22 protein-coding genes, 1 pseudogene and 1 riboswitch are annotated in these 22,711 nt (G+C 48.4%); of the genes and pseudogenes, 9 read left to right on the top strand and 14 right to left on the bottom strand.

All coding sequences use genetic code 11. From position 1 onward, the window contains the following. Window positions 1–11: 11 nt before the first annotated feature. The 8 genes and pseudogenes from ACHA8N_RS15485 to ACHA8N_RS15450 all read right to left on the bottom strand — a co-directional run bounded on the left by ACHA8N_RS15485 (window position 12) and on the right by ACHA8N_RS15450 (window position 8,470). A complete protein-coding gene (locus ACHA8N_RS15485; protein ID WP_393966246.1) occupies window positions 12–554 on the bottom strand; it encodes an ECF transporter S component in 543 nt (180 codons plus the stop codon). 339 nt (window positions 555–893) lie between these two features. After that, complete coding sequence (ahpF, locus tag ACHA8N_RS15480; RefSeq protein WP_026831627.1) at window positions 894–2,423, bottom strand: alkyl hydroperoxide reductase subunit F; 1,530 nt, start codon at window positions 2,421–2,423, stop codon at window positions 894–896. 14 nt (window positions 2,424–2,437) lie between these two features. Beyond that, window positions 2,438–3,001 carry an alkyl hydroperoxide reductase subunit C gene (gene ahpC, locus ACHA8N_RS15475; RefSeq protein WP_012371860.1) on the bottom strand — a complete coding sequence of 188 codons (564 nt, stop codon included), beginning with the start codon at window positions 2,999–3,001 and terminating at the stop codon, window positions 2,438–2,440. A 220-nt stretch (window positions 3,002–3,221) separates the two neighbouring features. After that, entirely contained in the window at window positions 3,222–4,622 is a 1,401-nt protein-coding gene (gene gnd, locus ACHA8N_RS15470) for a decarboxylating NADP(+)-dependent phosphogluconate dehydrogenase (RefSeq protein WP_393966245.1), read from the bottom strand. 18 nt (window positions 4,623–4,640) lie between these two features. Further along, window positions 4,641–4,799: pseudogene (locus tag ACHA8N_RS15465) on the bottom strand (GntT/GntP/DsdX family permease); the annotation flags it as partial. A 70-nt stretch (window positions 4,800–4,869) separates the two neighbouring features. Beyond that, a complete protein-coding gene (gntK, locus tag ACHA8N_RS15460; RefSeq protein ID WP_393966244.1) occupies window positions 4,870–6,411 on the bottom strand; it encodes a gluconokinase in 1,542 nt (513 codons plus the stop codon). A 114-nt stretch (window positions 6,412–6,525) separates the two neighbouring features. Beyond that, window positions 6,526–7,698, bottom strand: coding sequence for an IS200/IS605 family element RNA-guided endonuclease TnpB (gene tnpB, locus ACHA8N_RS15455; protein WP_393966249.1), 1,173 nt, complete (start codon window positions 7,696–7,698; stop codon window positions 6,526–6,528). A 49-nt stretch (window positions 7,699–7,747) separates the two neighbouring features. After that, window positions 7,748–8,470: a GntR family transcriptional regulator gene (locus tag ACHA8N_RS15450; RefSeq protein ID WP_393966243.1), complete on the bottom strand. Its 723-nt coding sequence runs from the start codon at window positions 8,468–8,470 to the stop codon at window positions 7,748–7,750. 180 nt (window positions 8,471–8,650) lie between these two features. On the opposite strand from ACHA8N_RS15450, the gene ACHA8N_RS15445 reads away from it, so the two are divergent. The 3 genes from ACHA8N_RS15445 (at window position 8,651) to mmuM (ending at window position 12,144) form a co-directional block, all read left to right on the top strand. Then, window positions 8,651–9,559: a ketopantoate reductase family protein gene (locus ACHA8N_RS15445; protein ID WP_393966242.1), complete on the top strand. Its 909-nt coding sequence runs from the start codon at window positions 8,651–8,653 to the stop codon at window positions 9,557–9,559. A gap of 93 nt (window positions 9,560–9,652) precedes the next feature. Then, a riboswitch (SAM riboswitch) is annotated at window positions 9,653–9,754 on the top strand. An 82-nt stretch (window positions 9,755–9,836) separates the two neighbouring features. Next, window positions 9,837–11,237 (top strand): amino acid permease, encoded by a 1,401-nt coding sequence (locus tag ACHA8N_RS15440; protein ID WP_393966241.1) that lies wholly within the window; start codon window positions 9,837–9,839, stop codon window positions 11,235–11,237. Continuing rightward, window positions 11,212–12,144: a homocysteine S-methyltransferase gene (gene mmuM, locus ACHA8N_RS15435; protein ID WP_393966240.1), complete on the top strand. Its 933-nt coding sequence runs from the start codon at window positions 11,212–11,214 to the stop codon at window positions 12,142–12,144. Before ACHA8N_RS15440 ends, mmuM begins: the two co-directional genes overlap by 26 nt. Window positions 12,145–12,243: 99 nt before the next feature. On the opposite strand, the gene ACHA8N_RS15430 is transcribed toward mmuM, so the two are convergent. After that, on the bottom strand, window positions 12,244–12,666 hold the full coding sequence (locus ACHA8N_RS15430) for a MarR family winged helix-turn-helix transcriptional regulator (protein ID WP_393966239.1): 423 nt from the start codon (window positions 12,664–12,666) through the stop codon (window positions 12,244–12,246). Window positions 12,667–12,855: 189 nt separating this feature from the next. Here ACHA8N_RS15430 and ACHA8N_RS15425 point away from each other — a divergent pair, with 189 nt between their 5' ends. Beyond that, window positions 12,856–13,311 (top strand): CBS domain-containing protein, encoded by a 456-nt coding sequence (locus tag ACHA8N_RS15425; RefSeq protein ID WP_147512161.1) that lies wholly within the window; start codon window positions 12,856–12,858, stop codon window positions 13,309–13,311. A gap of 15 nt (window positions 13,312–13,326) precedes the next feature. Further along, complete coding sequence (locus ACHA8N_RS15420) at window positions 13,327–14,565, top strand: MFS transporter (protein ID WP_147512160.1); 1,239 nt, start codon at window positions 13,327–13,329, stop codon at window positions 14,563–14,565. A 61-nt stretch (window positions 14,566–14,626) separates the two neighbouring features. Here the strand turns inward: ACHA8N_RS15420 and ACHA8N_RS15415 are convergent, their stop codons facing one another. Then, window positions 14,627–15,049, bottom strand: a complete 423-nt coding sequence (locus tag ACHA8N_RS15415) for a DUF1801 domain-containing protein (protein ID WP_393966238.1) — start codon at window positions 15,047–15,049, stop codon at window positions 14,627–14,629. 105 nt (window positions 15,050–15,154) lie between these two features. Here ACHA8N_RS15415 and ACHA8N_RS15410 point away from each other — a divergent pair, with 105 nt between their 5' ends. Further along, the gene (locus ACHA8N_RS15410; protein ID WP_393966237.1) at window positions 15,155–15,502 is read left to right on the top strand and encodes a hypothetical protein; all 348 of its coding nucleotides are present in this window, start codon (window positions 15,155–15,157) and stop codon (window positions 15,500–15,502) included. A 42-nt stretch (window positions 15,503–15,544) separates the two neighbouring features. Here the strand turns inward: ACHA8N_RS15410 and ACHA8N_RS15405 are convergent, their stop codons facing one another. After that, on the bottom strand, window positions 15,545–16,702 hold the full coding sequence (locus ACHA8N_RS15405) for an ArgE/DapE family deacylase (RefSeq protein WP_393966236.1): 1,158 nt from the start codon (window positions 16,700–16,702) through the stop codon (window positions 15,545–15,547). 164 nt (window positions 16,703–16,866) lie between these two features. Further along, complete coding sequence (locus ACHA8N_RS15400; protein WP_147512156.1) at window positions 16,867–17,688, bottom strand: SDR family oxidoreductase; 822 nt, start codon at window positions 17,686–17,688, stop codon at window positions 16,867–16,869. A gap of 88 nt (window positions 17,689–17,776) precedes the next feature. Here ACHA8N_RS15400 and ACHA8N_RS15395 point away from each other — a divergent pair, with 88 nt between their 5' ends. Together ACHA8N_RS15395 and htpG are read left to right on the top strand one after the other, a co-directional pair. Next, a complete protein-coding gene (locus ACHA8N_RS15395; protein WP_393966235.1) occupies window positions 17,777–18,709 on the top strand; it encodes a hypothetical protein in 933 nt (310 codons plus the stop codon). An 83-nt stretch (window positions 18,710–18,792) separates the two neighbouring features. Beyond that, window positions 18,793–20,658: a molecular chaperone HtpG gene (gene htpG / locus ACHA8N_RS15390; protein ID WP_393966234.1), complete on the top strand. Its 1,866-nt coding sequence runs from the start codon at window positions 18,793–18,795 to the stop codon at window positions 20,656–20,658. A gap of 101 nt (window positions 20,659–20,759) precedes the next feature. Here htpG and ACHA8N_RS15385 read toward each other — a convergent pair whose 3' ends face one another. Together ACHA8N_RS15385 and ACHA8N_RS15380 are read right to left on the bottom strand one after the other, a co-directional pair. After that, a complete protein-coding gene (locus ACHA8N_RS15385; protein WP_393966233.1) occupies window positions 20,760–21,503 on the bottom strand; it encodes a uracil-DNA glycosylase family protein in 744 nt (247 codons plus the stop codon). 152 nt (window positions 21,504–21,655) lie between these two features. Next, the gene (locus ACHA8N_RS15380) at window positions 21,656–21,985 is read right to left on the bottom strand and encodes a heme oxygenase (RefSeq protein WP_147512152.1); all 330 of its coding nucleotides are present in this window, start codon (window positions 21,983–21,985) and stop codon (window positions 21,656–21,658) included. Window positions 21,986–22,070: 85 nt separating this feature from the next. Between ACHA8N_RS15380 and ACHA8N_RS15375 the strand changes: the two genes are divergently transcribed. Next, the gene (locus ACHA8N_RS15375; RefSeq protein ID WP_026831653.1) at window positions 22,071–22,703 is read left to right on the top strand and encodes a methyltransferase; all 633 of its coding nucleotides are present in this window, start codon (window positions 22,071–22,073) and stop codon (window positions 22,701–22,703) included. Window positions 22,704–22,711 lie beyond the last annotated feature (8 nt).

The following is a 22,711-nucleotide window of genomic DNA, read 5'->3' as shown; positions in this document are numbered from 1 at the left end:
TTTGTGTAAAATCATCCGCGTTGACGGAAGAAACGTGTTTTCTTCAAGGCAATTCCAACGGGAATCGCGACAAGAATGCCGACGGCGTTTTGGATGAGGTTACCCGGAATTGAACCAACTGGAGCTGTCCAACTGCTGAAAGCAATTCCTTCATGGACAAAGTACACAGCGAGCATAACGGGAACCGATAAAAGCATCCCGAGCAGATTAAATTTGACGTTGTTTCCGTTTCGTCCGCCCGACCATGCAATCCAACCGACGATTAAACCTTGAAGACCGCGTGCGACAAATGTTCCAGGGAACCAAATCATGAAGCCGGTCAGGATATCGTAGAGTCCCATTCCAACTGCGCCGGCAATCATTGCTGTCCGGGGTCCGAAGAGAATCGCAATCAGGAATAACATGGCTGTTCCGAGATGGACAAATCCGCCGTTAGGAGCAATCGGTAATTGGATTTTAACGAGCAGAGTTGTGATTAAAACAAGTGCAATCGACATTGAAGTAATGACGAGTTGCCGGGTACGAGTGCTTGAATACGGTGCTGCTTTTTGCATGTGTCAGACCTTCTTTATGATAGATTTTGAATACTCTCAATCTATCAGATAACTGGTCTAGCTAAAAGTGTCAATTTCGAACAATTTATAGAGGTCAGTTTGAACTTCTCACTCCAATGATGAAAGCACACCGTCAAAAGATGATTTTCCGTGACTTCTACGGGAAAAAGCGCGTTTACGCGCTGTCAGAGGCAGGCGAGACCCGGCTTTAAGACCTGCTGGTCGCAAAAGCCGCGGCTTGCGCCTCGCCCGAGAAAAGCACGGAAAGAAACATCTTTTGTGACACATACCTCTTTTCTAATCAAAAAAACGCCTTGCCGAAGCAAAGCGTTTCGATAATCAGTTACGAATCATGTAATCGAAGGCACCGAGTGCTGCTGTAGCACCTGATCCCATCGAGATGATGATCTGTTTGTAAGCACTGTCCGTACAGTCACCGGCTGCAAAGACACCCGGGATGTTCGTTGCGCCATGACGATCGACAAGGATTTCACCGAACTTGTTGCGTTCGATCGTTTCGCCGAGCCAGTCTGTGTTTGGCACAAGACCAATCTGGACGAAAACACCTTCGAGCTCGACATGGTGTTCAGCACCTGTTTCGCGTTCGACATACGTGATGCCGTTCACTTTATCCGTACCTGTGATTTCCTTCGTCTGGGCGTTGGCAACGACCGTGACGTTCGGAAGACTGGCCAGACGGTCTTGTAAGACCGCGTCTGCCTTCAGTTCCGGTGCAAATTCAAGCACCGTCACGTGTTTGACAAGACCAGCAAGATCGATGGCGGCTTCGACACCGGAATTCCCGCCGCCGATGACAGCGACACGTTTTCCTTCGAAGAGTGGACCGTCACAGTGGGGACAGTAAGCGACCCCTTTGTTCTTGAACTCGAGTTCGCCCGGCACACCGATGTTGCGCCAGCGTGCTCCTGTTGAAAGGATCAAACTCTTCGTTTTCAAGACCGCACCGTTCTCAAGCTCCAGCTCAACAAGGTCTTTTTTCTCAAGACGCGTTGCCCGTTGGAGGTTCATGACATCGATGCCGTACTCTTTGACGTGTTCTTCAAGACTCGCCACGAGTTTCGGACCTTCCGTATACTTCATGCTGATGAAGTTCTCGATGCTCATCGTATCCATGACTTGACCGCCAAACCGTTCAGCGACGATCCCGGTCCGGATGCCTTTACGTGCGGCATAAATTGCAGCACTGGCACCGGCAGGACCTCCACCGACGACAAGAACGTCGTACGGGTCTTTATCGGCGAAGTCTGATGCGTCGACACCTGTGCCGAGTTTCGCAAGAATTTCTTCGAGCGACATCCGACCGTTTCCGAACGCTTCGCCGTTGACGAAGACCGTTGGGACAGCCATGATTTCTTTCGCTTCAACTTCTTCTTTGAACGCACCGCCGTCAATCATCGTGTGGCTGATGTTTGGGTTCAGGACACTCATGACGTTTAAGGCTTGGACGACATCCGGACAGTTGTGGCAACTGAGACTGATGTAAGACTCAAAATGATACGTTTCTTTGATGCCTTTAATCTGATCGATCAGTGATGCATCAACTTTGGGTGCACGACCGCTGACTTGGAGTAACGCCAAGACGAGGGACGTGAACTCGTGACCGAGTGGAATCCCGGCAAACGTGATCCCGCTCTCTTCACCGACACGATTGACGCTGAAGCTTGGTGTCCGAGCCAGTGACGCCTGCTCGATGCTGATTCGTGGTGACATGCTCGCGATTTCTTCGACGAGCTCGCTCATCTCAAGAGAAACGGAGTCTGTCCCGGCGCTGACCGCGAGGACAAGATCTCCTTCCAATAACTCCAGGTATTGAGCGAGTTGTGCTTTAATATCTGCTGCTAAAGCCATCTCAAATCCGCTCCTTAAATTTTTCCGACGAGGTCGAGGCTCGGTGTGAGTGTTGCAGAACCTTCTTCCCATTTCGCTGGGCAAACTTCGCCTGGGTTGTTGCGTACGTATTGTGCTGCTTTGATTTTGTTAACGAGTGTGCTTGCGTCGCGACCGATTCCGCCTGCGTTGATCTCAACCGTTTGGATGACACCGTCTGGATCGATGATGAACGTTCCGCGGTCTGCAAGTCCGTCTTGTTCGTTCAAGACTTCGAAGTTGCGTGAGATGACGTGTGACGGATCACCAATCATGACGTACTCGATTTTACCGATTGTTTCTGAAGTTTCGTGCCAAGCTTTATGTGTAAAGTGCGTATCTGTTGAAACCGAGTAAACTTCAACGTCAAGCGCTTTGAGTGTTGCGTATTGGTTTTGAAGATCTTCGAGCTCAGTCGGGCAAACGAATGTAAAGTCTGCTGGGTAGAAACAAACGACACTCCATTTTCCACGAAGGTTAGCATCTGTAAGATCGACGAACTCTCCGTTATGGAATGCTGATGCACTGAATGGTTTTACTTCACTTCCGATTAAAGACATGATAAAAATCCTCCTGTTGGGTTCTATTTAAGAATCTGTTCTAGTACTAAGAAAAAACTGTATCTATCACACTAGAATAATTCTAATCTAATACTAATTTCATATAACCGCTTTGTTTTGTCAAGAGATAACCTGCAATTTCCTATCCTGATAAACAAAGTGTGAACAAAAAAAGAACTCCCATTTCCTTAAATGAAACAGGAAACAGGAGCTGTATAAGTTATTGCCACTCGGTGTGGAACGTGCCTTCGCGATCGGTCCGGGCATACGTATGTGCCCCGAAGTAATCGCGTTGTGCTTGCAGGATATTGGCATTGGAATCAGCGGTCCGGTAGCTGTCGTAATACGTCAGCGAAGTGCTGAGACATGGAGCAGCGAGTCCTGCCAGAGAACCTTCTGCGACGACTTGGCGCAGTGACGTTTGATAGTCCTGAACCTTCTCGGCGAAGTACGGTGCGAGCATCAAGTTCGCAAGCGATTCGTCCTTCGCGAAAGCCTCACTGATGACGTTCAGGAACTCGGCCCGGATGATGCAGCCGCCGCGGAAAATCAACGCGATTTCTTCGAGGCGTAAGTTCCAGTCATACAATTCGGAAGACGTCCGGTACTGGGTGAAACCTTGCGCATAAGCTGCAATTTTCCCCATGTAGAGGGCTTGGCGTATCCGCTCGATCCAGACGTCTTTGTCGAGTGTTTCGCGAACTTCCGGTCCAGTGAGGACGGTAGCTGCTGCGACACGTTCTTCTTTGACAGCCGAGAGATAACGGGCAAAGAGCGCTTCCGTAATGATTGAAGAAGCAATTCCGTTATCAATCGATTGCATGCTCGTCCATTTGCCGGTACCTTTCTGACCGGCTTGGTCCAAGATGACATCGATCAATGGAAGACCGGTTTCGTCATCTTTTTTCCGAAGAATATCGGCTGTGATTTCAATCAGGTAACTCTTCAGTTCGCCTTCATTCCAAGACGAGAAAACATCAGCGATTTCTTCGACATCGAGTCCAAGACGGAACCGGAGGAAACTGTACGCTTCCGCAATCAATTGCATGTCGGCATATTCGATGCCGTTGTGGACCATTTTGACAAAATGACCGGCCCCTTTTGGTCCGATGTAGACGCAACACGGCTCACCGTTCACTTTGGCGGCAATCTTCGTCAAAATTGGTGCAACTTGTGCGTAGGCTTCTTTTGTTCCGCCCGGCATGATGGCAGGACCGGTCCGGGCACCGACTTCACCGCCGGAGACACCGACGCCGATGTACTCGATGCCGTGTTGTTGCAATTGATCAAAACGACGTTCGGTATCGAGGAAGTGGGAATTCCCGCCGTCCATGATGATGTCGCCCGTCTCGAGATGCGGGACGAGTGATTCGATGACTGAATCGATCGCACTGCCTGCCGTGACCATCACGAAAATCTTCCGCGGGCGTTCAAGGGATTGGACAAAATCCGCGACGTCATAGTAGGGATGGATCGATAATCCCTCGTTATGGGCCATCAGATCATCCGTTAAATCACGTGTGTAGTTGTAGACAGCGACGTTTTCTTGATGGCTCGCCATGTTAAGGGCAATGTTGCGCCCCATGACGCCAAGCCCGATGACTCCGACTGAATGTAGCATATAGACCGACTCCTTTTTTTAGACGACGAGACTGAGCAAGAGAATGAAGCCAAGTCCAAAGACGGAAATAAGCGTCTCAAGCACCGTCCACGTCGCAAATGTTTCTGTCATGGTTAATCCAAAGTATTCTTTAAACATCCAGAATCCGGCATCGTTGACGTGCAAAGCAATTAAGCTTTAACTCTACGAGAATGAGACAATTTAAAACGATGAGTCATAAAATATGTGATTCCCTAAAAACGTTAAATTAAATTTCTTTTTGAATCAAACCCCGTTGATACGTAGCGATGCGCCGGTAATCGGTTTCCAGAACACGCGCCAAGCTGATGAAGATCGGTAATAACTGACGGTATTCGTGCATCGCCTCTTCGTTTGGCACGTGACGGTGTGTATCTCCGATCATGTCTGCGACCACCTCAAATGAATCGACTTCCCCCGTCGCATACAATCCGAGAATACAGGCTCCAAGACAGGAACTTTCAAAACTTTCCGGAATGACGACTTCTGATTCGAAGATATCTGCCATCATCTGACGCCATACTTCAGAACGGGCGAACCCCCCGGTTGCCTGAATCCGTGTGACCGGACCATCCATACATTCGATGAGCGCAAGGAAAACGGTGTACAAGTTGTAGATGACACCTTCCAATGCTGCCCGAATCATGTGTTCTTTTTTATGCGATAACGTCAAGCCGAAGAACGAACCGCTGACATCCGGATTCCAGAGCGGTGCCCGTTCGCCCGACAGATACGGGTGAAATAGTAAGCCGTCCGAACCCGGGCGGACCCGCTCGGCGATTTTCGTCAAGACAGCATACGGATCAATCCCGAGTCGTTTCGCCGTTTCGACTTCCGACGATGCAAGCTCATCCCGGATCCAGCGTAAGACCATCCCTCCGTTATTGACCGGACCACCGATGACCCAATGGTTTTCGGTTAAGGCATAACAGAAGATCCGGCCTTTTTCGTCAGTTTGCGGTCGGTCGATGATCGTCCGGATGGCACCACTCGTTCCAATCGTAATCGCGATTTCTCCTTTGCGGATTGCATTGACGCCGAGGTTTGACAGCACGCCGTCACTGGCTCCGATCAGGAATGGTGTAGAAGGATCCAATCCAATTTGTTTGGCGTATTCCGGTGCGAGGTTCGTAAACGAAGTCGTCGTTGAAACCGGGCGCGACAGTTTGGATGCATCGATGCCGGCGACGTGCAGGGCTTCTGCATCCCAGTCGAGTTCATGGATATTGAACAAGCCGGTCGCTGACGCCAGTGAATGATCGATGGCATACTCACCGAACAGGCGTTGGAAAACAAATTCTTTGATGCCGATGTATTTTTTTGTGTGGGCGGCAATGTCGGGATGTTCTTCGACGAGCCAACAAATCTTGCTGAGCGGCGACATCGGATGAACCGGTGTTCCCGTCCGGTGATAGATCGAATAGCCGTATTGTTCCTTGATCCGGTTCGACCAGACTTCACTCCGGCTGTCCGCCCATGTGATGCAGGCAGTCAGCGGTTGATCGTGTTCGTCCATCGCAATCAAGCTGTGCATCGCGCTGCTGAAGGCAACGAACTTCGGCTGCTGCGTTGGATGTTGTTTCGTCATCAACCGGATGCTTTCGAGGACGGCATGAAAAATCTCTTCCGGATCCTGTTCCGCCGTCGAACGGTTTGGTGTATAGAGCGGATAGCCGATGTTCGTTTGTCCGACGACTTCCCCTGTCGTCGTGAAGAGCACCGCTTTTGTACTGGTCGTGCCGATATCAATCCCTAACATGTATTCAGTCATGTGGCTCGACTCCCTTCGTCATCAGTTGTTGTGACTTCCTTGAACTACCTCCACCTACGCTTCACTTAGAGGCGAAGGATTCCTGAGTGATCCGACCTACCGGTCGAAACCTGATCAGGCTAACCCCGTCGTCCCGACGGTTGAGGAAGCTAAGATATGTTCGGCTTCTTGTTTAAGATTCAGTCCTGCGTTCACATCCCGGTCGTGATGGATCCCGCAACTCGGACATGTCCATTCACGCAAGCTGAGGTGTTTCACGTCTTTGTGTTGATATCCGCAACTCGAGCAGAGTTGGCTCGAAGCGAAGGTCTTGCCGACCTTCACGACGATCTTCCTGTACCAGTCAGCCTTGTATTCCAGCATACGGAAGAACTCCGACCAGCTGACGTCCGAGATGGCTTTACTCAACTTGCGGTTCTTCTGCATGTTCTTCACCTGCAAAGTCTCGATGCCGATAACGTCGTGGTTTTTGACGATCTCAGTCGATACCTTGTGCAGGAAGTCGGTACGCTTGTTGGCAATCTTTTCGTGGATACGGGCAATCTTCCGCTTCTGCTTCTGATAGTTCCTCGCCTCGGAAAGCGTGACTTTCTTGTTCAAAGCAATGCGTTGACGGCGGAAGAGCTTGCGCTGCTCGTGCGCCAGTTTCTTCTCGAGGGTACGGAAGTAACGGTCGTTTTGGTAGACCGTGCCGTCCGACAGGATGGCGAAGTTCTTGAGTCCGACGTCGACGCCGACAGATGAACCGGTCTTCGGCAATTCGTTGATCTCCTGCTCGACGAGCAGGGAAACGAAATATTTGCCTGAAGCGTTACGTCGGATCGTGGCGTTCAAGATCCGGCCTGTAATTTGTCTCGAATGGGCGAAACGAACCCATTTCAGCTTCGGAAGTTTGAGCTTTTTGCATCCAATCGAGACTTCAGGAAGCTGGTTTTTGCCTTGGATGTTGGTTTTGTACGACTGGACGGGATTCCGCTTGGACTTGAAATGAGGGCGTTCGTTCTGCTTCTTGAAGAAGCGGTCAAACGCATCAGCAAGATGTTTGACGCTGATCTGAACAGAGGTGCTATCCACTTCCTTCAACCAGTCGAACTCCTGCTTCAACAAAGGAATTTCTTTGGAACAAGAACCGTAGGACAGTCCTTTTCCAGTGGTCTTGTACATTTCATCCCACTTCGCCAAGAAGTGGTTGAAGATGAAGCGCGAACATCCAATCGTCTTCGCGATCAGGATTTCCTGCTCTTTTGTGGGGTAGATTCTGAATTTGTAGGCCTTGTGCTTCAACACCATTTTTCACCTCCTTCAAAGGGATATACCCGAAAGGCAGGCTAGCGATTCATCTCCCACTTTCACTTCGTTTAGAAGTGGGCGTGTTCTCGCCTAATTTTGATAAATCCTCGACTTCCTGCACATCATCAAAATTCTGATGCAGCGAGGCAATCATTCGTTTGCGGTCACCGGTTTCGATGGCTTCGATGTAGAGGGCGTGGTTCGCGAGGATCCGGTCGAAGTCCTCGATGTCCTCGTCGATACGTTGGCGCATCGACAATAAGATGAAACTTTCCATGACGGGTTTTAGATTTTGCCACATCATACTGACGTAACCATGGTCAATCGAGCGGATGATCGTTTCGTGGAATAAGACGTCTTGATAAGAAAACTCGTCCGCATCCTTATACTTAATGGCGATTTTCATCATTTCGAGCACCTTGCTCAGTTCACGGACCAGATCTTGCCGCTCCATCCGCACGAGACGCTCGAAGACAAACGTTTCGATTAACAGGCGGACATCGTAGATTTCTTGAATGTCTCGCTTCGACAGACCGACGACGACAGCTCCCATCCGCTCCAACCGGATGATTCGTTCTGATGCCAAGACTTTCAAGGCATCCCGGACCGGGGAACGGCTGACGGAAAAGTCGGCGGCCAATTTATTTTCAGACAAGACTGTCCCGCTTTCGATTTTGCCGGAAATGATCCGCATCCTGAGCTCATAGGCGACGCGATCACCGGCAGATGCTTTTGATAACCACTTAATCGGGTATAAAAGATCAGACATAAAAACACCTACTTTGTTTGAATGGTATACTTGTATACAAGTAGTATAAACGACGTAAACCAAAATGCAAGCGCTTTAATTAAATTGTCATCTTTGTCCAATTCGGTCTGATCTGTATGATAGGCTAGACAAAGAACATGTACTAATGGAAGAAGAAATCAGAGAACCGGGGGAATGAAAATGAAAATTTTAGTCGTTGGAGCAGGGGCAGTCGGTGGTTACTTTGGGGGACGTTTGGCGGAAAAAGGGGAAGATGTCACGTTTTTAGTCCGTACACGCCGCATGCAGGAGTTGGAACAATCCGGACTAAAGATCAGCAGTCCGCACGGTGATTTCGAGTTGATCCCACGTTTAGTTGAAGCTGGAACAGATGAGACGTTTGATCTGATTCTGCTTTCGACGAAAGCCTACCATCTGGATCAAGTCATGCAGGATATCGAACCGTTTGTCGCGGAACATACATACATTCTGCCGTTGTTAAATGGAATGGCACATCTGGAACGGTTAACTGAAACATTTGGGGAACATCGCGTGCTCGGTGGACTATGCTTTATCGAGTCGACATTGGATGAACAGGGACGGATTCTTCAAACCAGTCCTTCGCATCATCTGTTGTTTGGTCCATTGACGGGGGAACGGACGCAACGCCTGGAGGAACTCGAACGACACTTGACCGGGACAAAAGCACCAATCAAGTATTCAGAAACCATCATCCGTGACATGTGGAACAAGTATTTGTTCATTACAACATTTTCCGGTGTGACCTCGCTTTTCCGTTCGGCGATCGGTCCGATTCGAGAGCAGGAACAGGGGATGCACCAAATCCGGCAATTAGCTGCTGAAGCCAAGCTGGCGATGGAGCAACAGGGGGCGGTATTTAGTGAAGACATTGAGCAGATTCAAGAAAAACAGATCATGCAGATGAGTGAGACGATGAAATCTTCGCTTCAACGGGATATGGAAAAAGGAAACGATGTAGAGTCCGAGCATCTCTTTGGAATGCTTCTGACGGCATCAGAGACACAGCATTATCCGTTACTGCGGTCTGTCTATACCAACTTACAGATTTATCGCTCGAACAGAATTTGATTTATTTACTAGAAAGCAGTAAAAAAACATCCGGTATATTCTGAATTGTGTTGACAATTCAGAAACAGGTTGGTACTGTTATGAAAAATTACATTCTTATCTAGAGAGGTGGAGGGACTGGCCCTTTGAAGCCTCAGCAACAGGTCGAAAGATACTGTGCTAATTCCTGCGGGTGTTGTACCCGATCGATAAGCTTCTTTTTATTGTCGACCGACGCACCCATATATGTGGGTGCGTTTTTTATTTTACCGAGAGAAAGAGGAGTGTGGAAGAGCAGATGAAAGAGGAGACGTTTCGACGAAAAATGGAATCCCGGCATATCGTCATGCTGTCACTAGGCGGTGTCATCGGGACAGGATTGTTTTTAAGTACGGGTTATACACTCGAGCAGGCCGGTCGGATCGGAACGATTTTATCGTACTTGGTCGGAGCACTGGCAGTCTATCTCGTGATGCTGTGTCTAGGGGAATTAGCGGTACATATGCCGGAAACCGGCGCCTTTCATAGTTATGCGACGAAGTACATCGGATCCGGAACCGGTTATACGGTGGCGTGGCTCTACTGGTTGACGTGGACGGTCGCTCTCGGGTCGGAATTCACGGCAGCCGGCCTGTTGATGCAACGCTGGTTCCCGGACGTTCCGGTTTGGCTGTTCAGTGCCTTATTCGTTGTCATGATTTTAGGCATCAATGTCTTGACGGTTCGGTTATTCGCTGAAGTCGAGTTTTGGTTTTCTGCCGTCAAGGTTCTGACGATTTTAGTATTCATTATCTTAGGGGCAGCGGCGATCGTCGGATTTTTACCGCTCGCGGACGGATCACCGGCGCCGTTGCTCGCTCCTTTGACAGAAGACGGATTGTTTCCGAATGGTGCCTTCGCTATCTTGATGACGATGCTTGCCGTCAACTTCGCTTACTCCGGGACGGAACTGATTGGAATCGCAGCAGGCGAAGCCGTTGATCCGAAGCGAACGGTGCCTCTAGCAATTCGAACGACTGTCTTCCGGCTCGTCTTATTTTTTGTCGGAACAATCATCGTTCTCGCGATTCTGTTACCGAATGATTCAAAAGGTGTCCTCGAAAGTCCGTTTGTTGCCGTGTTTGAGCGAATCGGTCTGCCGTTTGCCGCGGACATCATGAACTTCGTCATTTTGACAGCCATTCTGTCGGCTGCGAATTCCGGATTGTACGCCGCGTCGCGGATGCTCTGGTCCTTATCCGATCAACGGATGATTACACCGTTCTTTTCCAAATTGAATGCGAGTGGTGTACCGACACGTGCTGTATTCTTTAGCATGCTCGGTGGTCTGCTCGCCTTGTTTTCCAGTGTTTACGCACCGGGTTCGGTCTACATTGCCCTGGTCTCGATTTCCGGTCTTGCCGTCGTCGTCGTCTGGATGAGTATCAGCGCGTCACAGTTCATGTTCCGAAGACGGTATCTGCAGGAGGGGAATGATCTCAGCGATTTAGTGTACCGGACGCCGTGGTATCCGCTTGTCCCAATCGTGTCCTTTTTAATGTGTCTTGCCTCTTTGATCGGGATCGCCTTTGATCCGACGCAACGGGTCGCTCTTTATTTTGGTGTCCCTTTTATCGTGGTCTGTTACATCGTGCATCATCTAATGAAAACATCATGGAAACGGAGTGTGGAAGATGTCAAAGAACAACAATCCAGTTGAACAATTGTTAAAGGAAAAGCCCTATCTTTTATTGGATGGAGCACTGGCAACAGAACTTGAGCGCCACGGGAGCAATCTCGATGATCCGCTTTGGTCGGCGCGGGTACTGATCGAAGAACCGGAGCAGATTCATCGTGTGCACGCCGATTATTTTAAAATCGGAGCGGACTGTGCGATCACGTCGAGTTATCAAGCAAGTATCGCCGGCTTCAAGAGCCGGGGAATTAAAGAAGAGGAAGCGATTGAATTGATGCAACAAACCGTTCATCTCGCACAACAAGCACGGCAAGAAACAGGGGAAAAAGCGCGTCACGCACTCATCGCAGGATCGATTGGACCGTACGGCGCTTACCTGTCCGACGGCTCGGAATACGTTGGTCATTACGGAGTGGACGACGCCCGACTCGAAGCCTTCCATCGTCCGCGGCTCGAAGCTTTGATTGCAGCCGGAGCCGATCTGCTGGCGTTTGAGACAATCCCTTCTTTACAGGAAGCAAAAGTACTGTTTCGGCTGTTGGAAGAATTTCCGGAACAATCGGCTTGGCTTGCCTTTTCCTTACGTGACGCATCACATATTAGTGAAGGAACGCCGCTAAGTGAATGTGTCGAGGTACTCGGGAATCATCCACAACTGGCGGCAATTGGCGCCAATTGTTTTCCGGCATCAATTGCAACAGCATTTATTACAGGATTGAAGCAATTGACGGATGTACCGATCATCGTCTATCCAAATTCCGGTGAACATTACGATCCGGTCAGTAAGACCTGGTCCGGTGAAGCCGTCTGTACCGCATTTGAAGACATTGCTCCGGAATGGTATGAAGCGGGTGCCCGATTGATCGGCGGGTGTTGCCGCACGACGCCAGAACAGATTGAACGAATTCAACAGAAGGTGACGATCGGTTAACCGGTAATCCTGTCTGACGACACTTTCAGCGAAAAAAAACAGAGGACGGATGTAACATTCGTCCTCTGAATCGTGCTGTTATTTCATATTTTCAGGAACTTAACGTTCCCGTAGTGCTTGGTTGAACTGTTTCAGCAACCGTCCAAATGATTCAGCATCCGTGTCCGGCCAGTCGGTTAACAGTCGTTCGATGCTCGTTAAACGGGCCGTCCGGTAAATCTCGAGTTCCTGCTGACCGTAATCTGTGATGTTGTAAAAGAAGGCCCGGCCATCTGTCGGGTCTTTTATTTTTTCGACCAGTTTTTTTTGATCGAGGGCAGCCGCTTGCCGACTGACAGTCGATACGTCGAGCTGCAATTCACGTGCGAGCGTCTTGACACCGACTTGACCGGAATCCGACAGTTGGCGCAACAGCAAGTAGGACGCGCGGTCCAAATTCCGGTTATCGGCCGTCGCCGTCGTCAAACGACGAATCAAAATCGCCAGTTCGAGTTCAATCGTTTCCAGGGATTGATTAGACATCTTATCACCTCTTCATATCAGCCTTTATTGCCCTCATCATTACGCACGAGACGACCGCTGTCAATACAAGAGCAGGGTTCTTGACATGGTTATAGTTGTATTATACAATCATAAATGTTATTTAATTGTATCGTGCAACTTATTGTTTTGAACTTATCTCATTACAGCGTCTGATAAAGGAGAATTCCGATGAAAGCTTATCAATCGATGAAAGAAACCGTCATTACTGTCAATGAACAGGATACGATCCGGACGGTAGTTGAACGCTTTATTACGTCCGGCATCAGTGGTGTCCCGGTCGTCAACGACAAGCAGGAAGTCGTCGGCTACATCAGTGACGGAGATATCATGCGGGCCATCGGCAAACATAAAGACATCATCGTCGATACGTTTTTGTATGTTGATGTCATTAAAGGTGATGATGAAAATTACGAAGAGCGGGTCCGCCACATTTTGACGCGTCCTGTCATGGACATGGCACGTCGAAAAGTCGTGACTGCAACGACAGAAACCGAGATGGAAGAAATTGCGGCGACGCTCGGCGCAAAACGGATTAAAAAATTACCGATTCTAAAAGACGACAAGCTCGTCGGAATCATCAGTCGCGGTGATGTCATCCGTCACTCATTTAAACAGTTTATTTAAGAAAGAAGGATTCATATGGCTCTTGCTGAAAAAACAACGACACTTGCGCCTGAAACGGTCTTGGCGGAAAGTAAACACGGTTTACTGCATCAGCCGATTGCGGTTTGGGCGGTATTTTTTGCCAGTATCACGGCATTTATGGGAATGGGACTCGTTAATCCGGTCTTACCGACGATTGCCGAAAATCTCGAAGCATCAAAAAGTGAAGTCACGCTCTTATTTACAAGTTATAACGCCGTCATGGCGTTTGCGATGCTGATTACCGGTGCGATTTCGTCGCGGATCGGTCAAAAAGGGACATTGATGCTCGGGATTGCGGTCATTGCAACCGTTGCTGGTTTTGCGTCACAGGCTGACAGCATCTGGACACTGGTCGCGTTACGCGGCGGCTGGGGACTCGGAAACGCCTTGTTCGTCGCAACAGCACTCGCAGCGATTGTTTCCCTGTCATCCGGCGGAACGGCGAAAGCGATCATCTTATATGAAGCAGCAGTCGGTCTCGGGATTTCAATCGGTCCGTTACTCGGCGGAACGCTCGGTTCAATCACATGGCGTGCGCCTTTCATGGGCGTTGCCACCATCATGGTCATCGCGTTCCTCGTGTTATTATTCCTGATGCCGAAACCGGTCGCAACGGCGACGCCTGCAAAAAAGATTTCGTTGATTGCACCTTTTCAGGCGATGAAACACCGGTCATTATTGACACTTGGAATCGTCGCGGCCTTATATAACGTCGGATTCTTTACCATCATGGCGTATGCACCATTCGTCATGAAACTACCGGCAAAAGGACTGGGCTTCGTCTTCCTTGGCTGGGGAATGTTGCTTGCTCTGACATCCGTTTTAACAGCACCAAAATTAAAACAATGGCTTGGAACAATTAAAGCAATGGTACTGATGTTGCTCTTGTTCGCTGTCCTGTTGTTATTAATGGGGATCTTTACCGAAACACCAGCTGTCGTCATCGTCTGTGTCATTCTTGCCGGGGCGGTTCTCGGGAATAACAACACGTTGATTACGACAGCAGTCATGGATGCAGCACCGGTCGAACGTTCGACGGCATCCGCTGCATACAGTTTCTTACGTTTTCTCGGGGCAGCCATCGCACCATTTATGGCCGGTAAATTGGCTGAAATCTTTAACGCGAATCTGCCGTTTTATGTCGGTAGCGCGTTCGTCTTACTGTCTGTCGTCATTATCGGGGTCAATCTCAAACACATTCGTCACATCGACACAACAGACAGTGGACATTAATTTAAACAGCAAACGTCCCTTCTTTCGCAAAACCAGCGAAGGAAGGGACGTTTTTAAGTGTTCAAGACCGTGGATACGTCGTTTCCAGAAAAGCGACGGAGTGAACAACCAGCTCCCGTAAGACAAGCAGGTCGACATCTGCTAGTTTATTGATATAGATACAGCTTTTTCCGGTCTTGTGTTTGCCGAGACGTGCGAGGAATTGCTCACGCTCCGGACCTGTTGCGAAATAGAGGCTGATGTTCGCTTTGCGGGGCGAGAATCCGACAAGAAATGAGTCGCCTTCATGTCCGGAAGAATACCGATAGTGATAGTGACCGAATCCAATCATCGTGTCACCCCACATAACAGCCGGATAACCCGTCATCTCTTCAAAAATCTGCCGCAATTGTTCACAGTCCGTCCGTTTTGATACTGGCGTGATCGTACTCAAAAAGTCATCGACGCTTTGATTCGTCGGTAACGTCTTTTGCTGATCGCTCATAAGAAAACCCCTTTCGTGAGTGGACGACAGTCATTTCGATTCGTTACAAAACCATTCCCTGTCTAACGGGTATTCATTCAAAAAGAGGTGATTTAGTTGAACCATGTGATTTCTTTTACAGGATATGACAAGACGATTGACTGGCACATCGTCGAAGTGAATCAAGCGTTGGCTACATTACAAATCGACGTTTGGCATCAGGATAAAAGAATTCATCAGATGACGTTATCGTTTGAAGAATATGACCAATTTGCCCTTGAATTTCGGATTGTTCATGAACAGTTTCCGGGAATCGTTTCCTTTGAAAACGCTGGTTTTATATTTGAATTGATATACGACCGGCTTGGCCATGTTCGAATCGAATGGCATCACACTGACAAATCCAAACATACACTACAGTCTGATCAAAGCTATGTTGGGCAAGCCCTTGCCTTGATTGGCGTATACACTTAAAAATCCTCCATTCGTCGTGTAAGAGACGAATGGAGGATTTCTTTAGGTATATGAATGGAGAGCTAAACGCGTGCACAACTCGATTGTTTCTTCATATTCCGATAAAGGAATGGACTCATCGATTTGATGCGCCAGCCGGAAATCGTGGAAAGAAGCAACGGCAATCGGGAAGCTTCGGGCGGCCTGACTGAACATGGCGCCGTCTGTCCCACCAGGAATCGCGACGCGTCGTGTCGGCTGACGGCGAATGGATTCCATCGTTGTTGCGACGACATTCAAGAACGGGTCCTCGGAATCGGTTTCACAGGACGGAATCTCTTTGATGACGGTGACTTTCATCGAAAAACTGTCGTCCTGTTCACGCAGACGTTGATTGATTTCTTCCAGTGCAGCTAAGACCTGCTCTCGTCCGAATCCCGGAATCGTCCGGATGTCCATATAAAATGCAGCTTGGCTCGGAATGACGTTTGGACCTTCGCCGCCCGTAATGGACGTGATGGAAGCGACGACCGGACCGAGCTCCGGATGACTGTGAGTGGTGATCGTAAACCGGTCGGATTTGATTTCTCGAATCACACGATACAGATCATCGATGGCATTTTGACCGAGTTGGGGCGAAGAGCTGTGAGCGCTTTTACCCGTACACGATACTTCCACGCCGACGACTCCTTTTTGCGCATAGCCGAGAAAACCGCTTGTCGGTTCCGTAATCAACAGAGCGTCCAAATCATCAGCATCACCACGTTCTGTTAAATGACGGGCCCCGGTCATCCCGTTTTCTTCGTCGGATGTGATCAACAATTTCAGATGGTTTGGTAAGTCATCCCGTTGATTTAATTCCAGCATCATGCTGACCATCGCCATGACACCGGATTTCATATCGGACGCACCGCGTCCGTAGATGCGTCCTTGCTCGATTTCGCCGCCGAACGGATCCTTTGTCCACTCGCTGAGTTGAACAGGCACGGTATCCAGATGACCCGAGAAGCCAATCGTTTTCGGGTGAACGGCCGAAACGCCGGCTTGGATCGTTGCGACGAGACAAATCCGTTTAGGTGACACCTCGATCCATTCCGTCTCGATTCCGTTCGATGTCAGTAAATCATAGACGTACGCGGCGACGTTCTCTTCCCCGTCGAGTGGATTGGTACTTGGAATTTGTAAACAACGTTGTAAATAAGTAATCGATTCTGTAAGCATAGATTCTCCCCCTTTGTTTTACTTTTCCCGTTCAAAAGTAGTTCAGTGAGGTAAACTAATAGCCAAAACATTTAAGCGCCTCGAATTTCTTAGGCTCAAACCGTTCAAAAATGAACAAAAAAGCACGGCTCCACAAGTAGGAACCGTGCTGAAAACCCCGTCGCTTATTCCGCGTCTGTTTTCCATTTATCATCGATTAACATTTCACCCGGCCACGTATAGGCCATGATGCCGCCGTCAGCCGTGATGTCTTCACCCGTAACGTATGAACTGTCATCTGAAGCGAGGAACAAGGCAACTGTTGCCATCTCACGCGGTTTACCGAGGCGACCGAGTGGTGTGATCCAAGCATTGGCATCACGGAACTGCTTCCCTTGATCTTCTTCTTTTCCGCCGACGAGTGTATCGATGAGCGGCGTTTCGATTGTTCCCGGCGAAAGCGAGTTGACGCGGATGCCTTCCCGGGCATAGTCGATTGCCATCGCGCGTGTGAAGTTGGCGATGCCGCCTTTCGCCGCGTTATATCCGGAACGATTCAAGTCGGCTGCACGTCCTGACATCGATGACGTGTTGATGATCGATCCGCCGTTTTTCAACATCAATGGAATGACAAACTTACTCGTCAAGAAAGTCCCCCGTAAATCGACGGCGATGATTTGGTCAAACAGTTCGATCGGATATTCATGGACTTTCCCGCCTTGCTGATCAATCCCGGCATTGTTGAACAGGACATCAACTGTCCCGTATGTAGACGCTAAATGGTCGGCGAGCTGTTTTACGCTATCGACTTGTGAGACGTCGACATGAACCGCTTCTGCTTTTCCGCCTGCCTGCTCAATCTGTTTGACCGTTGCTTGTGCTTTTTCCAGATCAACATCCGCACAGACGACGGTCGCTCCCTGTTCGGCAAAGACGAGTGCCGTTGCCTGACCGATTCCTGTCGCCGATCCGGTAATGACGGCTACTTTATCCTCAAGTCGTTTCATAAAAAAATCTCCTCCTGAAAAGTAATGTCCGATTTTGTGCTTTACCTTATGAAACATTCCCTCCGCGAATCGAGCTAAACCCATCGAAGTGTCTAACGTTTTGGAGGAACGGGAACATCAAAAAACAGGAAAGCGCAAAACGAAAGGAATGAGAACGCTGACATCAGAGCAACGGGAACATGCAAAAAAATTATTGGCGGAAGCCGTGCAGCACCAAATGGAGTTGGAACGTGGACCGATGCGAAACGAATTGATTGAGGGAACGACACCCGTCTTATGGTTTGGTGACGTCTCGAAGAAAAGCTGGTTGACGGTCGCGACGAATCCGTCAGCCGGACAATTTTTGAATAAGGAAGGAACGATGCGTTTTGATTCGACGGGTCCATTCTTTTTGATTGAATCGGATATGTCTTTAGAGACCTATCTAACGGAGCAAAACGTTGAACAAACGATCGACAAGTTTAATCACTATTTTCAACAACCGGATGTTTATAAGACATGGTTCGGAAAGGAACAGGGTGGAAAACTGGAAGGGTTCTTAAATGGATTTGGGGCGTCCTTTTATGATGACGCTCTTCTTCCGGTCATCCATACGGATTTTTTTCCGTTCCCGACCAGACGCTACATGGGGACGATCGCGATGCGGCAGGATCTCGAACAGACGGACTTTGGACAAACTTTTTTGAAAAAGCTGCTGCCGTTGTTTTCCCTGCATGGCATCATTTTGCTCGGACGTGAGCATACGGACCGTTTCCGGAAACTGGATCCAAGCATCACGTGGCAAGAACCCGTCGCGTTGATCGATTATCCGAATGCCGTCGTCGAATTTGGTTATTCCGCTGCATTCGGGATTCCGGTCATCGGACTTCACTTTAAACCAAGCGAACAGTTCCTTGGTCTCGGCAGTCGTCCTGACGACAAGGGCCGGAGTCACGGAACATACGGTTCGACAAAAGGACTGCGTGATATCGGACGACAGGTGCGGCAAAAACTTGAGGCACTCGATGAATTGGAGGATTGACAGTCGTTTTTGTATCCGTAATAATGGAAATGAATTAGCACTCTGTCTTATAGAGTGCTAAAAAATACATGGGGGTATCGAAAATGGAAACGAAACAATTTAAAGCAGAATCCAAGCGATTGCTCGAAATGATGATTCATTCCATCTACACACACAAGGAAATCTTTTTACGTGAGTTGATTTCGAACGCCAGTGACGCAATGGATAAGATTTACTACAAAGCGTTGACGGACGAGACGATTACGTTCGACAAGGATGCTTACAAGATTACGATTCAGCCGAACCCTGAAACACGTCAACTGATTTTACGCGATACAGGAATCGGAATGACAAAAGAAGAGCTCGAAGAAAACCTCGGAACGATTGCCAAAAGCGGATCGCTCGCCTTTAAGGCAGAAAATGAATCGCAAGACGGTCATGATATCATCGGGCAGTTCGGCGTCGGTTTTTATTCCGCCTTCATGGTCGCCGACACCGTGACGGTCGTCACGAAACCGTTTGGCAGTGACGTCGCCTACAAATGGGAGTCGCACGGGGTCGACGGGTATACGATCGAAGAGGTCGAAAAAGAGACCGTCGGAACAGACATCACACTTCATATCAAAGCCAACGAAGACGAAGAGAACTACGATGAATACCTGGAACCGCACCGTCTGCGGAGTATCGTCAAGAAATACTCGGACTTCATCCGTTATCCGATCGAGATGGAGGAAACGGAACAACGTCCGGTCGACGGATTAGATGAAACAGAGACGGTCACGGTCATGAAAACGGTCAACAGCATGGTTCCGATCTGGCGGAAAAACAAACGGGAGCTGACGGATGAAGACTACCGTAATTTCTATCAAGAAAAACGTTACGGATTTGATGCGCCGATCAAACACATTCACATCAGTGCCGATGGAGCCGTCCGTTATCAATCGATTTTGTTCATTCCAGAACAGCCTTCCTTTGATTATTATTCAAAAGAGTTCGAGAAGGGGCTTGAACTGTATGCGAATGGCGTCTTGATCATGGAAAAGTGCAGTGATCTGTTGCCGGATCATTTCAGCTTCGTCAAAGGGATGGTCGATTCGGAAGACTTGTCGCTCAACATCTCGCGTGAAATGTTGCAGCACGATCGCCAGTTGAAGTTGATCGCCAAAAACATTCAAAGCAAAATCAAGACACAACTTGAAGCGTTGCTTCGGGACGACCGGGAAAAATACGAGACGTTTTATCAAGCCTTTGGCCGTCAATTGAAGTTCGGCATCTACAATGATTACGGCATGCAAAAGGATACGGTCAAAGACCTCGTCCTATTCCATTCGGCAAAAGAGAAAAAACTGGTGACGCTTGCAGAATACGTCGCCGCGATGCCGGAAGAGCAGAAGTACATCTATTATGCGTCAGGGGAGAGTACGGACCGGTTGGATAAATTGCCGCAGTCGGAGCTCGTCAAAGACAAAGGATTCGATATCCTTTACTTCACGGAAGAGATTGATGAGTTTGCGATTCAGATGCTGCTCAATTACGACGGAAAAGAATTCAAGTCTGTCACGAGCAGCGATCTCGGCATCGAACAGACGGATCAAGCCGAAACGACGGAGACACAAGTCGAGATGTTTAACGCGATGCAGGACGTACTTGCGGGACAGGTGAAAGAGGTCAAAGCTTCAACACGCTTGAAGTCACATCCGGTCTGCTTCGCGACGGATGGTGCGGTTTCAATCGAAATGGAGAAAATCCTCAAATCGATGCCGAACAACCAAGATGTCGCAGCCGTGAAAATCCTCGAATTGAACACGTCACACGATGTGTTCCAAGCGATCGAGACGGCCTATGCCGAAGACCGTCCAAAATTCGAACGGTATACTAAACTGATGTATCAACAAGCGTTATTGATCGAAGGATTACCGATTGAAGATCCGGTCGCCTTTGCGAATGAAGTTTGCGCGTTGATGGTCTGATAATTATACGCACTTGATAATCAATACAAGCCGGTCCTGATGAACTCATCGGGACCGGCTTGTTAGTTAAAATAATTGTATGACGTTTCACAGATTTCTACTTATTGTGCACTAAAATAATCCTGTAACTGCTTCTTTAGATAGTCTTTATTTTCTTCGAATTGTTTTTTTCGATGACCATTTGCGCCGGAAGGGTGAGGAAAACCAAATAAAACCGTGTGTTTTTGAATTCTTCCTTGATACAGCAATGTCTCGACCGTCGACTCGACGACCCGCCCAAATGGAACGAGCAGGACGGGTTGCGGCAACTGACTTAACTCGGCAACAAAATGTTCATAGGCATAGTGTTGCAATAACGGATTCCGCTCAATTTTTGGTTGGTGTCCTGTATAATTTTTACCGCGGTAAAAAACAGGATGTCTTAACAGCGAAGTTGTGTGCAACAGTTCTTGATGGGTATGAAACAGAGTCGCAGTGGAGGAAATTCCGAGTAATCGGTTTAGCTCCAGTTCATCCAACATCGTCGTCAGATTTCGTCGCATCGGTCCGGCGAAACTGGCGCTGTATTTGACAATTTTTGAAGTCTCTTCAATACTTGCACCGTTACGAAATGCGTTTCCGGCTTCTTCATAGGCAATCCGCATTTGTTCGAATCCGGGTGTAATACCGAGGAAGACAATTTTTGCGGAACGATTGATGTACTCGCCGATTGGTGAGTAGTATACCGATAAATCTTGATCCTGTTGCAACAGGAAACTGTCCACACATACATCTTGACGGGTCAGCGATCGATCCGCCGGTAAAGCACGGATCGCCTGTTCAAAAATAGACAACGAATTCAGCATGATAGATCCTCTCTCTTTCCGTATTGGACCTATAATAACAAATAATGGTATTACATACAATTCAACCCTAAGTAAATATAGTGTGGGGTCCTGAGCATATAAAAAAACCTTACTTCCATATCGGAAGCAAGGTACTGATCGCGTGTATAAAATCATGAATTCCGTTCTTTAACAGAGGCTACCTCATAAATAAAGATTTCGCTTCCGAGCATCGGTGATTCTTCTTGTTTGTCTTCAGTTTGTGCCGGGCGTTTGTGGGAGGCTTTAAAATCATCGCTGTTTCGCCAAGCTTCGAAATCCGTCATCTCTTCCCAATACATGTTGACGTTCATTTCATCATGTTCTTCAAGCCCCTGAGTCAATAAAACCTCGACCCGAACAAAACCTTTCATCGAGTCAAGTCCGCTTGGACGGGTAAAGCGTGGTGCCATTGCGGCAGCCATTCCTTTTTTGACTTTAATCCGATTCGTTACGACGATCATGTATATTTCCCCCTTACGGAATAAAATGCGTACATTCATAGTATAGTACGATGAAACAAACAATGCTTGAAAGAAGGAATCCTAGATGAATGAAAAAGAGTACGAAGAACGATTGCGAATCGAGACAATTGATATCCAACATCTCTACAACGCCTTTAGTCACTACAACCGCTATGAACCGACTCCTTATGCAGCGCTTGAGGAGCTGTGTGCCGTTTATCCGTTTGATCAGACCGATACGGTAGTGGATTTTGGATGCGGCAAAGGACGACTGAATTTTTATCTGCACGATCGGTTTGATTGCTCCGTCATCGGTGTCGAGATGAACGGTCAATATTATCAGGATGCGCTCACGAATCAGATGGCGTATACGAAAAAAATGAAGAGGCGGCGTGGAAGCATCCGTTTTGAGCAGACCTATGCAGAAGCGTACCCGATTCCCGATGATGTCACGAAATGTTATTTCTTTAATCCGTTTTCTGTGCAAATCTTCATGAAGGTCGTGGACAATATCTTAGCCTCAATCGAACGCCGTCCGAGACCGGTGGATTTAATTCTGTATTATCCGGCAGACGAGTATCGGTATTTTTTAGAGCATCAGACGGTATTCGAGCAAGTCGACGAAGTTCGGTTAAAAGAATTGTTCGACAAAAACCATGACGAACGGTTTGTCATTTATCGGACTGATTTGTCCCAAGAAGTGCCAAAACGGGTATAAGGTACTAA

The organism is Exiguobacterium sp. S22-S28, assembly GCF_043359615.1.
Classification (GTDB): Bacteria; Bacillota; Bacilli; order Exiguobacteriales; family Exiguobacteriaceae; genus Exiguobacterium_A.
This window is presented reverse-complemented; position numbering and strand designations above follow the sequence as displayed.